General features: G+C 56.7%; 13 protein-coding genes. 3 read left to right on the top strand and 10 right to left on the bottom strand.

Translation table 11 applies throughout. The features are described 5' to 3' along the window. Positions 1 to 2 precede the first annotated feature (2 nt). From GOW56_RS11180 to GOW56_RS11165, 4 genes are all read right to left on the bottom strand, one after another. Positions 3 to 1,805, bottom strand: a complete 1,803-nt coding sequence (locus tag GOW56_RS11180) for a methanol/ethanol family PQQ-dependent dehydrogenase (RefSeq protein ID WP_171118316.1) — start codon at positions 1,803 to 1,805, stop codon at positions 3 to 5. Positions 1,806 to 1,939: 134 nt separating this feature from the next. After that, positions 1,940 to 2,296 (bottom strand): cytochrome c family protein, encoded by a 357-nt coding sequence (locus GOW56_RS11175; protein WP_171170155.1) that lies wholly within the window; start codon positions 2,294 to 2,296, stop codon positions 1,940 to 1,942. A 55-nt stretch (positions 2,297 to 2,351) separates the two neighbouring features. Beyond that, a complete protein-coding gene (gene fghA / locus GOW56_RS11170; protein WP_216601148.1) occupies positions 2,352 to 3,185 on the bottom strand; it encodes an S-formylglutathione hydrolase in 834 nt (277 codons plus the stop codon). A 1-nt stretch (position 3,186) separates the two neighbouring features. Further along, positions 3,187 to 4,299: an S-(hydroxymethyl)glutathione dehydrogenase/class III alcohol dehydrogenase gene (locus GOW56_RS11165; RefSeq protein ID WP_171118312.1), complete on the bottom strand. Its 1,113-nt coding sequence runs from the start codon at positions 4,297 to 4,299 to the stop codon at positions 3,187 to 3,189. A 165-nt stretch (positions 4,300 to 4,464) separates the two neighbouring features. Here GOW56_RS11165 and GOW56_RS11160 point away from each other — a divergent pair, with 165 nt between their 5' ends. After that, positions 4,465 to 5,079, top strand: a complete 615-nt coding sequence (locus GOW56_RS11160; protein WP_171118309.1) for a hypothetical protein — start codon at positions 4,465 to 4,467, stop codon at positions 5,077 to 5,079. Between the two features lie 29 nt (positions 5,080 to 5,108). Beyond that, entirely contained in the window at positions 5,109 to 5,888 is a 780-nt protein-coding gene (locus GOW56_RS11155) for a pentapeptide repeat-containing protein (RefSeq protein ID WP_171205910.1), read from the top strand. A gap of 5 nt (positions 5,889 to 5,893) precedes the next feature. Here GOW56_RS11155 and GOW56_RS11150 read toward each other — a convergent pair whose 3' ends face one another. Further along, positions 5,894 to 6,925, bottom strand: a complete 1,032-nt coding sequence (locus tag GOW56_RS11150; protein WP_171205909.1) for a quinoprotein relay system zinc metallohydrolase 2 — start codon at positions 6,923 to 6,925, stop codon at positions 5,894 to 5,896. A 122-nt stretch (positions 6,926 to 7,047) separates the two neighbouring features. Here GOW56_RS11150 and GOW56_RS11145 point away from each other — a divergent pair, with 122 nt between their 5' ends. Further along, a complete protein-coding gene (locus GOW56_RS11145; protein WP_171205908.1) occupies positions 7,048 to 7,860 on the top strand; it encodes a quinoprotein dehydrogenase-associated SoxYZ-like carrier in 813 nt (270 codons plus the stop codon). Between the two features lie 15 nt (positions 7,861 to 7,875). On the opposite strand, the gene GOW56_RS11140 is transcribed toward GOW56_RS11145, so the two are convergent. From GOW56_RS11140 to GOW56_RS11120, 5 genes are read right to left on the bottom strand one after another with little or no spacing between them, the layout of a single operon-like run. Next, a complete protein-coding gene (locus tag GOW56_RS11140; RefSeq protein WP_171205978.1) occupies positions 7,876 to 8,229 on the bottom strand; it encodes a hypothetical protein in 354 nt (117 codons plus the stop codon). A gap of 32 nt (positions 8,230 to 8,261) precedes the next feature. Beyond that, positions 8,262 to 8,936, bottom strand: a complete 675-nt coding sequence (locus GOW56_RS11135) for a hypothetical protein (RefSeq protein ID WP_171118300.1) — start codon at positions 8,934 to 8,936, stop codon at positions 8,262 to 8,264. 45 nt (positions 8,937 to 8,981) lie between these two features. Further along, entirely contained in the window at positions 8,982 to 11,237 is a 2,256-nt protein-coding gene (locus GOW56_RS11130) for a PAS-domain containing protein (RefSeq protein ID WP_171170140.1), read from the bottom strand. Positions 11,238 to 11,239: 2 nt separating this feature from the next. Continuing rightward, positions 11,240 to 12,397 carry an FIST N-terminal domain-containing protein gene (locus GOW56_RS11125; RefSeq protein ID WP_171205907.1) on the bottom strand — a complete coding sequence of 386 codons (1,158 nt, stop codon included), beginning with the start codon at positions 12,395 to 12,397 and terminating at the stop codon, positions 11,240 to 11,242. An 8-nt stretch (positions 12,398 to 12,405) separates the two neighbouring features. Next, the gene (locus GOW56_RS11120; RefSeq protein ID WP_171205906.1) at positions 12,406 to 13,125 is read right to left on the bottom strand and encodes a response regulator transcription factor; all 720 of its coding nucleotides are present in this window, start codon (positions 13,123 to 13,125) and stop codon (positions 12,406 to 12,408) included. Positions 13,126 to 13,132 lie beyond the last annotated feature (7 nt).

Genomic DNA, 13,132 nt, shown 5'->3' with positions numbered 1-13,132 from the left:
GCTTAGTTCGGCAATGCGAACACGGTGAGCTGACCGCCCAGCGCGGTATAGTCGCTGAGTGCGGCATAGCCACCCACGGCGCCCAGACCGTCATTCGGGTTGGTCAAACCAGCCGCCAGACCAATACCGGCCCAGCCACCGACACCTGACAGGATGCCGATATACTGCTTGCCACCTTGCTCGTACGTCATCACGTTGCCGATGATACCAGAAGGTGTTTTGAACTTGTAAAGTTCTTCACCTGTCTCGGTATTCACCGCCTTGATGTAACCTTCTAGTGTACCATAGAAGGTGACGCCTCCTGCGGTGGTCAGCGAACCCGACCAGACCGAGAACTGCTCGGGTATAGACCACTTGATCTCACCTTTGATGTTGTCCCAAGCGATGAAGTTACCCATACCACCGTGGCTATCCGGTGCAGGATACATCGCCAGCGTCGCGCCCACATAGGGTTGACCGGCGGTGTAGCTGACACGGAACGGCTCGTAGTCCATGCAAACGTGGTTCGTTGGCACGAGGAACAGACCAAGGTTCGGGTCGTACGACGCCGGCTGCTGGTCTTTGGTGCCCAAAGCCGCCGGGCAGATACCGGTCGAGTTCACGTCCTCGCCGTTCTGTTCCGTCGAATACTGCGCAACCACGGCCGGGCGGCCATAGGTTTCGCTGTTGGGATCCATGTCGACGCCAGTTGTCCAGTTCACAACCGGGTCGAATTTTTCGGCCACCAGCAGCTCACCCGTGACGCGATCCATGGTGTAGGCCAGACCGTTGCGGTCAAAATGGGTCAGCAACTTGCGCTGCTCGCCATCAATTTCCTGTTCGGTGAGGATCATTTCATTGATGCCGTCATAGTCCCATTCGTCATGCGGCGTCATCTGGTAGAACCATCTTGCCATACCGGTGTCGATGTCACGCGCCATGATGGTCATGGACCAGCGGTTGTCGCCCGGGCGCTGCGCCGGGTTCCAGGTCGATGGGTTACCCGTGCCATAGTACATCAGGTTCTCGTCCAGATCCGCAGAATACCAGCCCCATGTGGTGCCGCCGCCGATCTTCCATTGATCGCCTTCCCAGGTGTTTGTACCCGAGTCCGCGCCAACCGGCTTACCCAGATGGGTGGTCTTTTCCGGATCAACAAGAATGTCCGAATCCGGCCCCATGGAATAGGCCCTCCAGACCTGCTCGCCCGAGTTCATGTCATAGGCCGTAACTGACCCGCGCACACCGAATTCGCCACCCGAGATGCCGACAATGACCTTGTCCTTGATTGGCAACACCGTGGCTGTGTTGGTTTCACCAATCGCCGGGTCGCCATTCTGGACTTCCCAGACGACATCCCCGGACTTGGCATCAAGCGCCACAACCTTGGTGTCGGCCTGATGCAGGAAGATCTTGCCATCCGCATAAGCCACACCGCGGTTCACCGTGTCACAGCACATAACCGGAATCACGTCCGGGTCCTGCTTGGGTTCATACTTCCAGACGATTTTGCCCTCATTTGCCAGATCCAGAGCATAGACAATGTTCGGGAACGGCGTGTGGACATACATCATGTCACCAATCACCAGCGGTGAACCCTCGTGCCCGCGCAGAACACCGGTCGAGAAGGTCCAGGCCACTTGCAGATCACCTACATTGTCTGCGTTGATCTGATCCAGTTCGGAATAGCGCTGATTTTTGTAGTCACCCGTCTGGATCGCCCATTGTTTTGCGTTCTCCATCTGGGCAACCAGGTCGTCATTTGCATAGGCCGTGGTGGCCAGTGCAATGGCAATCCCGGAGGTCCAAAGCGATAGATTTTTCATTCAATCTCCTCCCTTTCGTGCAGCGATCTCTCTCTGCATTGCAACACCTCACCCAGGTCGGATTACGGTGTCTGTTGATGCTCGCCCCGACCGACGGTTTTCCGGTCGCATAGGTGGGAGAGCAATGCGATCTCTTACGACCCGTTGTCTTCAAAGGTCGCAAGATATGCGATGATGTTGGCCCGATCGTCCTCTTTTCGCAGCCCGGCGAAGGTCATCTTGATCCCCTTCGCATAGTCGCGCGGTTTCGTCAGAAACGCGTCCAGTTCTTCAGGTGTCCAAACCAGCCCTTCTTCGGACAGCGAAATCAACACCGGTGAATAGCCAAACCCTTCGACGGTTGCGGCCTGACGTCCAACAATGCCGTTCAGCATCGGCCCCACCTTGTTTTCAGCCCCCTCGCCCACCGCATGGCAGGCCTTGCACTTGCGAAAGACCTTCTCACCCGCTTCGGGGTCGCCATCGGCACTTGCGAAGGCGGGGGAAAGCATGAGGCAGGTTGCTGCGAATACCGTTCTGATCACTATCAATCTTTCCTTGTTATTTTCATTGGCTGAGACGTTCCGCGTGCCATTCGACATGGTCGCGCGCAAAACTGTTCACGAAGAAATACGAATGGTCATACCCCTCCTGGATTCTGATCTGTCCGGGCTGGCGGCGCTTGGCCATCATGTTGGCCAGAGCTTCGGGTTTGAGCAGATCAAGGAACTGATCATCCGCGCCCTGATCGATCAGCAGGTCACCTTTCCAGCCGTGCTCTTCCAGCAGCAGGGTGGCGTCATGCGCGACCCAGGTGTTTTCGTCATCACCCAGATAGCTGCTGAGCTGTTTACGGCCCCAATCCGACCGCGTCGGGTGCGCAATCGGCGCAAATGCCGAAAGAGATCCGAATTTGTCGGCGTTGCGTATCGCGATCGTAATCGCACCATGTCCACCCATGGAATGGCCCGTGATTCCGTGGCGATCCTGCACGGGGAAATTCTTCAGTACAATGTCGCGCAGTTCGTCGACGATGTAGTCATACATCCTGAAATGGGCCCGCCACGGGTCCCGGGTGGCGTTCACGTAAAACCCGGCCCCCTGCCCCAAGTCATAGGCGTCATCATCGGCAACATTGTCGCCACGCGGGGACGTATCGGGAAATACAACCGCGACACCGTAGTCCGCAGCCGCCTCCTGAAATCCGCCTTTGGTCATCGCGTTTTCATGGGTGCAGGTCAGGCCGGACAAGTACCACAACACCGGCACCGGGCCGGATTTGGCCTGAGGCGGCAGGTAGACGGCAAAGGTCATCTCGCAATCACAGGTCTCGGACGAGTGGGAGTACACGGTCTGTTCCCCTCCGAAACTGCGGTTTTGCGAGATAACTTTCAAACCCATGTCAGTACTCCACGACCGCGCGGATCGACTTACCCTGGTGCATCAGGTCAAAGCCGTGGTTGATTTCATCAAGCGTCAGCTTGTGCGTGATCATGGGGTCGATCTCGATCTTCCCGGCCATGTACCAATCCACGATCTTCGGAACATCCGTCCGGCCCTTGGCACCGCCGAACGCGGTTCCGCGCCATGACCGGCCGGTGACCAGCTGGAACGGACGCGTCGAAATCTCGGCGCCAGCGGGTGCCACACCGATGATGATGCTTTCACCCCAACCTTTGTGTGCGCATTCCAAAGCGGTCCGCATCACGCCGACATTGCCGGTCGCATCAAAGGTATAATCCGCACCGCCGCCGGTCAGTTCGACCAGATGCGCCACGATATCACCACTGACGTTCGAGGGGTTCACGAAATCGGTCATACCGAAATGAGTCGCCATTTCGGCCTTGCCGTCGTTCAGGTCGACACCAACGATCTGATCACAGCCCGCCATGCGACAGCCCTGAATGACGTTCAGGCCGATTCCGCCCAGACCAAAGACCACGCAACGCGAACCAATTTCGACCTTGGCGGTGTTGATGACGGCCCCGATGCCGGTGGTCACGCCGCAGCCGATGTAACAAATCTTGTCAAACGGCGCATCCTTGCGCACCTTGGCCAACGCTATCTCGGGCACAACGGTGTGATTGGCAAAAGTCGAACAGCCCATGTAGTGGTGGATCGGTGTGCCATCCAACATGCTGAACCGCGTCGTTCCATCCGGCAACAGGCCGGCACCCTGAGTCGCCCGCACTTTCTGACACAGGTTCGTCTTGGGGTTCAGGCAATATTCGCATTCGCGGCACTCGGGTGTGTACAGCGGGATCACGTGATCCCCTACGGCAAGGCTGGTAACGCCTTCCCCGACCTCCAGAACAACCCCGGCACCTTCATGGCCCAGAATTGCAGGGAAAATCCCTTCGGGGTCATCTCCGGAACGGGTAAACTCATCCGTATGACATAGACCGGTCGCCTTGACCTCGATCAGGACTTCACCTGCTTTCGGGCCATCCAGCTCAACCTCCATGATTTCCAGAGGTTGGCCTGCCGCCACAGCAACCGCCGCGCGTGTTCTCATCTCCGTCTGTCCTCCCATGGCACCGGAATCAACCGCAGTCCGGCAGCTTGGGTCGAGTATGGGGGCGAGCACCACGTGCAAACAATTAAGACAATGGTGTGTATTGGGTTGAATGGACTTCGCGCGCACATTTCATGCATGATGTCCGCGTGGAGGAAAGCTGTGATGTCAAACGGCAAGCTGATTGTTTTGGCGCTGGCCTGTCTGGGTGCGGCTGGCCCTGGCTTGGCTGCGGATTTCTCCGATCCAACGTGGCCGTGCATTCAGCGCAAGGTCGAGGACCTGTCGCTGGGCCTCATGTGGCCGTATCAGGTTGTTGACGGCGAAACCGCTGAAAACAGTACCGACATCGACGAAATCGCCGGGCTGTTGGCCCTGAGGCGGATCGAACTGGAAGACCTTCGGCCCCAGGTTGCAGAGTTTGCCGCGCGGTACAACGGGGATCCGGATATTCTGGGTCAGGTGTTCCAGCGCGTCTTTGACACCTTGTCCAAAAGGCGCAAGCACATCATCGCGGGGATCGGAGAGTTTTCGCTGAAGCAGATCGATCTGGCCGAAAAGATTGATCTGGCCAGGGTGGAAATGGACCAAGCCCTGTCTTCCGACCCGCCCGACTATGACCGCGTTGACGCCCTGGAAGAGCAATTGGATTGGGATCAACTTATCTATTCTGACCGTCAACGCTCGATCACCTATCTGTGTGAAACGCCGCAAATCATCGAACGGCGCCTGTTCGCGATTTCGCAAATGCTGCAACAATTGACCTCAGACCAGGGTTGACGCAGCGCCGGCGGAGGAAGGAGGGACACATGAAACACGTATTGATCATCTTTCTGACGCTGTCGCCCCTCTCGGCCCTGGGCCAGTCCCCACTCAGCGGCGTTGACATGACCCTGCCCAAAATGACCCAAGCGCAAATGACCCGCGCCGATGTCGTGGCCCGGCTTACGGCTGCCACGGCCGACGCGCCCGCCGATTTCACCCGGGTCTGGCTGAACAATCTCGACTTGTCCGGGTTGGATTTCAGCAACGCGATCCTGCGAGCGACATCATTGAACGGCACCAATTTGTCGGGATCGACTCTGGACGGCGCGATTCTCAGCCAATCCTGGATGATCGGCGCCAACCTTTCAGGCGCATCTCTAGTCGGGGCCGAGCTGTTCCAGACTCAGCTCAGCCAGGCGGATCTGAGCGATACGGATTTCACAAACGCCAGAACAGCCGCCGATTTTACCAAGGCCAATCTGAACCGGGCAGTATTCAAAGGGGCGGATTTTTCGGCCGACATGCGCAACCAATCCATGGGGCTTATGCGCGGAGTTCTGTCCTCGGCTCGTGGATCGGACGTGGATTTCACTGATGCGCAAATGTCCCGCGCCGATCTGGAATTTGCCAAATTGCCCAACGCCAATTTCACCAATGCCGATTTGTCGATGGCAACATTGGGCGGGGCGGACCTGACAGGGGCCACTTTGTCCGGTGCCGATTTTACGAATGCCGATTTGACGGCAACGCGGCTGACTGATGTTCAGGGCGCAGATCAGGCCAATCTGAACGAAGCGAAAAACCTGGATCGGGCCATTCGCTGACCGGGCTATTCCCATTCAAGTTCGGTGAATGCGACCGTTGCATTGCGCGGGTTGTAGGCGTCAAACAAGTCCCAGTGCACCGCTTCTTCCTGAGCGATCGTTTCAACCGCATCCCCCAACCGCTGACCACTGTCGATTGCTTCGCGCGTGTCGCTTTCCAGTACGTTCAAATAGCGCATCATATCCTCGGCCCCTTCAGGCCACGCCAGGATCGGCCCACCATGGCCCGGCACGATTTGGGTGACCTCAAGCCTGGTCATCTGTTTCAAGACGCGTTGCCAGCCGATCAGTTGACCATCCAATGCCGGGGTGTGCCGGTGAAATACAAGATCGCCGGTGAACATGACGCCGGTGTTTGCATCCATGACGGTCAAGTCATTCCCGGTATGTGCCCGCGGCCAGGCCCGCAGGATCAGTTTGCGCCCACCCAGATCAATCTCGTGCGTGGTTTCGACGGCGATGTCGACGGAAATCGGCCCGACGCCCACATAGGCGCTTTCGCCGATCGCGGCGCTCAGGCTTTCGACATAGTTGCCCAACCGGTCAAGCAACGCTCGCTCCAGCCCCACATGGCCAACAACCTGCGCACCTGAAAGGACCAAAGGCTCTGTGCCCAATGTGTGATCGGGATGCATGTGAGTCAAAATTACGTGACTGACCGGCTTGTCCGTCTCGGCCCGAATGGCCCGCCAGACAGCCTCGCCTATCCATGGTGCCGTTCCCGTATCAATCACGGCGACACTGTCCTGGCCAATGACAAACCCGATATTGGACACGTCGCCCAGATTGTCCGCGTCGGGTTCCGCTATCAAGCCGCGATGCACGAACAGACCCGGCGCAGCTTCTTCAAATTCCAGAGCCTGGCCAATGGGTTGACAATAGGGCGCACCGCTGCGCCAATCTGACAGCGGCGGAGGAGTTGTTATCAGCTTCTGCTCGCATTCAGCCTGGGATCGGGCTTCGTAACCCGGCAAAAGTTGTTCTCTGCAAGGCTCTGTCGCAACCTGGGCGCATAGCAAAATCACGGCTTCAAACATGGCAGCCCTCCGACCGGAACATTGGCATAGATCTCTGCCCGAACCACCGCGCCTTTCGTCGGCATGTATTTTCCCCGCATTTTGTGGCACATTCTCGGCCACCGGTTGCCGGAGGAGACACCATGGCCAAAGCACTAGCACCCGCAGCGATCCTTTCTCTTGCGCTGTCCCTGCCGGCATGGGCACAGCAGCCGATCAAAAATCCTCTGGTCGACAGCGAAACCTGGAAGGACCTGCAATACGATGTCGTGGGCGACGCCCAGATCGGGAACGCGGACACGCTGCTTGCGCTGGACGCCCCTTACCGGGCGCATGATGCCGCAACGGTGCCGATCGTTTTGAAACAGCTTGATCCCGATGTCCGGATTTCCGCTGCTACCGTCGTGATCGACGAAAACCCGGCCCCGATCGCAGGCGTCTTCAGCTTTTCACCGGCCATGGGTCAGTTGGATTTCGAGATGCGCGTTCGCGTGAACCAATATTCGAATGTCCGCGTGATCGCTGAAACGCCTGACGGGCTTCAAATGACAGGCCGGTTTGTCAAAGCATCGGGCGGCTGTTCGGCACCGGCCAGCAAAGACCCAGAGGTCGCATTGGCGTCCATGGGCAAGATGAAGCTGCGCAGCTTCGGGGAAGAGGCGCAGATTTCAACATCACGCCGAGAAGCTCAAATCATGATCCGCCACCCGAACTATTCCGGCCTGCAACGCGACCAGGTCACGCAACTGTTCATCCCCGCGCATTTCATCGACCATATCGAAGTCTGGCAGGGGGATGAGTTGCTGTTCACGATGGATGGCGGCATCTCGATCTCGGAAAACCCGGCTTTCCGTTTTGCCTACAATGACAACGGCTCGACCATGTTGACGGTCAAGGCAACGGATACCGAGGGCAACACGTTCGAAAAAGACCTACCCAAAGCTGCGGCCAGCTGACGGACGAGCCTGCGTTTATCGGAAACAGACAACCTCGGCTTCGGCCTGCGCCCGGCGCAGGTCAGCCACCATGTTTTCGGCCAGTACCGCGCTTTTGAAAAACGCCATACGCTCTCCCCCGACCCGACGCATCGACAGAACAGTTTCCGCCTGTTCATATTGCTCATACGGCAGGATCGAAGCGATCAAATCGATCGAGCAGGAACACCTGTCCAGCATCTCGCGGGTTTGACCGTTGGTGACCATGCATGCAAACACGTAATCCGTGCGCGCCGCGGTCGGGTAGTCATTGAGCCGATCCGCAACGCTTTGTGCTGACGCTGCAATGGGCGCTGCCAGAATGCCCGCGACCAGCGCTTTAAAGGTCATGCGGCTGCGTTCCCGAATTTGGCCTGACGTTTTCATTCGCGACCCTCCTGCATTCCTTCAAACCGCATTTCCGATCGATAAACGGCCGTGCCGTCACGTTCGGAAACAGCCTCCGCCACAAGGCTCAGATACCAGCCCGGAACCTCTTCTGACACCGTGACGCGAAGAACCAGGTCTCCGAACCCTTGCATCCGATCGCGGTTCGGATCCTCGGCGAAAGGACGCATGAAAATGGTCCGAACGGGGATGGTTTTGCCACCAATCGCCGCCTCGCCCTCGACGATCTCGGCAGGTTGAACCAGCGCATCTTTGATACGGTTTCGGATGTAAAACGGGCTGCCTCCGGCGGACTCGGCCATATCCCGGATGGCGCTTTCATAGAAAACCATGATCATCGGATTGCCGACGCTGGCCGGAAAAACACCCATGGCGCGGTGTTTGTCATCTTGGCGAAATTCAAGATGGGCCATCTCGTTCCCGTCATCCGAAAAACTGAGAGAGATAAGACCGGTATCACGTTCCGCCGCATCGGGTCTTATCCGGTTTGTGACGGTACGTTGATAAATCAACTCCTTGTCACGTTCGATTGTGTCTAAAACGCCATTTTGGAACAGCAAATCATAGGCTTGCTCGGCATCAACCGATGCCGCGGATACGGCATTCAAACTCAGAAACAAAACGGCGATGCCGCAAAGAAGCCTTCTCATGACCTGGCCCTCCCAAGGATGAGAGTATGGGCAAATCGCCCCATGTCATCGCCGACTTTTGTCGGTGTTGAGCGTTTGCGCGTGCAGGGCATTCTGTATTTTCCAAAAGATCAAAGACCGCAGCCGAGGCAGCTTGACCGGTTTCGCCATAACCGAAATTTCATGCCGCAATCCGTCTTTGCGCAACGCTTCGCTGCGATCAGCCGTGATCAGAATCGCCGGAACTTGAGTCTGCGTCATCTCTCGGATCCGGTGAATGGCCATCACGCCAGTTTCCCCATCATCCAATTGATAGTCGGCCAGAATGATATCCGGGGGCATTCCTATGTCTTTTATGAATTGCAGCGCTTCTTTCGGTGACCGGGCCGGCAGAACACTGGCGCCGTTCTGTTCCAGCCACTGCGTTGTTCCAAAAAGAACGTCACGGTCGTTTTCAATCACCAGAATGATGAAATCCAACGGCACGTCGCCCGTATTGGCCAGAAGATCCAAGGGTTCGATGGTGCTTGGCCCGGTTTCGACCCTGTCCATTTCTATGCTGAACACTGAACCAATGCCAGGTTTGGACCGCAGCGACAGCTTATGACCCAACAACCGGCAGGCGCGGTCCACGACGGACAAACCCAGCCCCATGCCGGACCCCAATGGCACGTTTTCGGCCCGCGTGAATTCCTCGAACACGCGCTCCTGGTCTTTGCGTGCGATCCCGATACCCGTATCCCAGACCTGCAAAATGACCTTGTCGCCGCGCCTGCGGCACCCCACCAGAACCCGACCACCCGGTTCGGTATACTGTATGGCATTCACGACCAAATTCTGGATCGAGCGCAACAGATAGACCGGGTCGGATTTCACGATTTCCGAACACGGAACCACATCAAGCGTCACATTCTTGCTCTCGGCCACCAGCGTTTGGTCGCCCTGTATCCCTGCAATCATCGTAGCAAGGCTAACTTCCGTGGGTGAGACCGTGTCCGGGTCAGCGGTTTCAAGCCGCGATATATCCAGCAATGAGTGCAACAGTTGTTCAGCAGATCCAAACGCACCGTCCAAACGCTCCATCATCTCATGAAGCTCTGTCTCACGCGTGATCTCCAGCAGGGTCGAGATCATAAGTTTTGCAGCATTGATCGGTTGAAGCAGGTCGTGGCTGGCGGCCGCAAGAAATCGCGTCTTGGAAGAAACCGCAGCTTCGGCGCGTTCCTTTGCGATCCGCAGAGCCTCTTCCACCCGCGCTTTTTCTTCGTATTCCTGAACCAGCTTGGCGTTGGCATGGGTCAACTCTGCCGTGCGTTCCATAACCCGGTTTTCCAGGGTTTCGGTCGCGCGTGCTTCGAAAGTCACGTCTTTCAGTTCGACCAGAAAACCACCATCCGGCAGTTGGTTGACCTGAATGTCCAATACGCGGTCTGATCCGTCGCGCACACGTTTGCGCAACCAGCCTCGGCTTTTCAGCTCGTGTTGCCATTTGCCGATCCTGAGTTCATCATCGGCCTTGATCAACCCACGCGCCCGCATCAGATCCAAAAGCGTTTGCACCGGCATGTTTGCCTGCAAGACGGAAAGCGGCAGGTTCAGTATTTCCCGGAACCGCGCATTGTGCATCATGATCTTCGTATCTGATGAAAACGTGCAAACGCCTGAGCTCATGTTTTGGAAAACCGCCTTAAGGTAGTCCTCCTGACGGTCAATAAGGGTTTCTTTCTCATCACGGTTTCTGCGAACAACGGATGTGATATCGGTCAACAGAATGACCACATTCTGAGGCGACGTGTATTGTGCGCTGAGTTGATACCAACGATCCCCAATCAGTTCGATCACGTCGCTGGAAACCATCCCGGTATGGCAATTGCGCTCAAGCGTATCCAGCATTTTCGATATGCCATTGTCGGACGATACGAATTCGGGGCTGTTCTGCACCAACAGAAAAAACCGACCCAGGCTGAGGCCGGGCCCGACAATATCGGACATATCCGGGAAGATCGCCTGAAACAGCTCGTTGCACAGGTTCAATTCACCATCCGTGAACAGCGCAAACCCTTCTTCCATGGAAGACAGGGCCTTGACGAGGCTCTTGCGGGTTTGTTCGCGTTCGTACCTGGCGCTTTCAAGTTCGGTGGTCGCGCGTTCCAGATCGCGACTCTGCTTCATCACCTGCTGCTGCAACTCTATCGCCGATTGAAACGCCAGAAAGGCGGACGGGCCTACATCTTTCTGACGGTTGGCGCGCCGCATCAGCGCATCAATGATCTTGGCCTGTTTGGATATCTGGATCTCTGGCGGGTCGTCCGGATTAAGCATGGTCAGCTCAGTTCCCGCTTTTCGGGTTCAAAGAAAGCGACCCCTACAAAGGTCTGGTTCATGTGTACGCCGGATTGCTGCTCTCCGTAGGTGTTGAAGCCAACCACCCGGTGGGATTGCAAAACATCCGAAACCTGTTTGCTCAACTGCTTCTGTTCGATTTCGAGTTTCCGCAGAATACAGTCGAATCCAAGAATGAAATCCGGGGCCGCGCCGGTGTTGTCGCGCACATTCAGTCCAGCTTCGAGCGTTTCAATGATCTCCTTCCCGCGCCCCAGTGTCATGATAAGGCCGTCATCGATCGCCGCTAGAAAAGACAGGGATCCCCCCTCCATCGGTTCACGAATGGCACGCACATAGTAATTGAGGTTCTGCCTGAGAAGCAGCGGGTTTTCCGCGAATACCAGTGGCGAAAGATCTTCGGCCGCACACCCAACCAATCGTGCATATTCCTGCGCTGCCGGCGCCCCGTTGATCTCATACACCACGCGTTCTTCCGGGTTGGCGTCGGTGATGATGATCTCTGACCCGATGGGCAGGAAATGATCAAAACCGATACCCTGAAAACCAAGGTTGGTTTCAATCAGCAACAGGACGGCAGCATTGTTGTGCGCACTGCCACCGTGAAAAACGAACGTCTCTTCATATTGAAGGCCATCCCCGGCAGAGCCGCCGAATATCGGCAATCCATCCAGAACGGTTTCCAGCGTTGAAACCAGCAAGTCTTCCTGCTTGGACAATCCATCCGTAAACACCAGCGCCAGCCTGTTCCACCCCGCCGTGTGGCGGAATCTTTCGGCCAGTCGCTGCGCTGCGGCAGCGATCTCCATTGAATTGAGCGGCCTGAGCGACTCGAACAAAATCGACGAACACCGAAAGTTGGACTTTGGAAAGGCCAACAGCAAAAGCGCATGCGATTCATAACCCGATCGCGTGATTTGACCTGCGGTGGTGCAGCCAAAGACTGGAACACCCGCAAGTCTTCTGTTCAGGCAACGTGACACCTCTGCCGGGTCAAGAGTGCTGGGGACAAAGGCCAGGACAAAGCAGGACGACAGACTATCGATTTCCGCGCAGGCTTCTTCAACGGCGGTCGTCGGGTCCAAATCATCGGAACGGCCAATCGCAATGAAATTTGGTTCATGCTCCAGATCCCGCATGTGTCCCCCTAGTGTTGAAGAAAGGATTTGACCTCCGGTTCGTGTCGCGACTGTCTGGCGACAACCGAGTCGACCAGAACAGCGGCCTGGGTCCGGTTGCGCACCCCAAGGCGGCGCAGCAAAGCGGTGATATGCGCCTTGACCGTCGCCTCTGCCAATGACAGCTCATAGGCAATCTGTTTGTTGGATTGGCCCACGCAGATAAGCTTGAGAATTTTGACCTGCTGCGGCGTCAAGGATGAAAGCTCGGGGCTGGACTGGTAGACGGTGCTTTCGGATGGCTTCAGCTCTTCGACGCGGTTGTATTCGGTGGGCACGTATTTCCGCCCAGAGGTGATCTCCTGAATGGCGTGTTTCAGGGTTTGCGCCGGCGTATCTTTCGGCAGAAATCCCATCGCACCGTGATCCAGCAAAGATCTTACCAGCTCTCCGGATGCCAGTGACGATATCACCAGAACCGGCGCATTCGGACAGCGCTGCCGTAGCTGCTGAAAACCCGAGATACCCGTTACGTCAGGCAATTTCAGATCGAACATGATCAGATCGGGCTTGAAGCCTGCGCCAAGTATTTCAAGTGTCTGCTTCAGCGTGTTGGCTTTTTCAATTCGGCAGTTCTCGAAACTCAGCTGCAATGCCGCGGCCAACGCATCGCTGAACAGCGGATGATCATCCACGATAAGCACGCTGGACACCTGGTCCACCGGTTTAGGGCATCCCGCAATGTGCATTGCTTCT

The organism is Ruegeria sp. HKCCA0235A, assembly GCF_013033235.1.
Classification (GTDB): Bacteria; Pseudomonadota; Alphaproteobacteria; order Rhodobacterales; family Rhodobacteraceae; genus Ruegeria.
The sequence above is the reverse complement of the archived record's forward strand: the minus strand, read 5'-3'. Positions and strand labels throughout refer to the sequence as shown.

Excerpts from the sequence above, each read along its gene's own strand:
- GOW56_RS11180 (WP_171118316.1), bottom strand. The coding sequence starts at position 1,805 with ATGAAAAATCTATCGCTTTGGACCTCCGGGATTGCCATTGCACTGGCC.
- GOW56_RS11120 (WP_171205906.1), bottom strand. The coding sequence starts at position 13,125 with ATGCACATTGCGGGATGCCCTAAACCGGTGGACCAGGTGTCCAGCGTG.
- GOW56_RS11175 (WP_171170155.1), bottom strand. The coding sequence starts at position 2,296 with ATGCTTTCCCCCGCCTTCGCAAGTGCCGATGGCGACCCCGAAGCGGGT.
- GOW56_RS11140 (WP_171205978.1), bottom strand. The coding sequence starts at position 8,229 with ATGACCTTTAAAGCGCTGGTCGCGGGCATTCTGGCAGCGCCCATTGCA.
- fghA (WP_216601148.1), bottom strand. The coding sequence starts at position 3,185 with ATGGGTTTGAAAGTTATCTCGCAAAACCGCAGTTTCGGAGGGGAACAG.
- GOW56_RS11125 (WP_171205907.1), bottom strand. The coding sequence starts at position 12,397 with ATGCGGGATCTGGAGCATGAACCAAATTTCATTGCGATTGGCCGTTCC.
- GOW56_RS11135 (WP_171118300.1), bottom strand. The coding sequence starts at position 8,936 with ATGAGAAGGCTTCTTTGCGGCATCGCCGTTTTGTTTCTGAGTTTGAAT.
- GOW56_RS11155 (WP_171205910.1), top strand. The coding sequence starts at position 5,109 with ATGAAACACGTATTGATCATCTTTCTGACGCTGTCGCCCCTCTCGGCC.
- GOW56_RS11145 (WP_171205908.1), top strand. The coding sequence starts at position 7,048 with ATGGCCAAAGCACTAGCACCCGCAGCGATCCTTTCTCTTGCGCTGTCC.
- GOW56_RS11130 (WP_171170140.1), bottom strand. The coding sequence starts at position 11,237 with ATGCTTAATCCGGACGACCCGCCAGAGATCCAGATATCCAAACAGGCC.
- GOW56_RS11165 (WP_171118312.1), bottom strand. The coding sequence starts at position 4,299 with ATGAGAACACGCGCGGCGGTTGCTGTGGCGGCAGGCCAACCTCTGGAA.
- GOW56_RS11150 (WP_171205909.1), bottom strand. The coding sequence starts at position 6,925 with ATGTTTGAAGCCGTGATTTTGCTATGCGCCCAGGTTGCGACAGAGCCT.
- GOW56_RS11160 (WP_171118309.1), top strand. The coding sequence starts at position 4,465 with ATGTCAAACGGCAAGCTGATTGTTTTGGCGCTGGCCTGTCTGGGTGCG.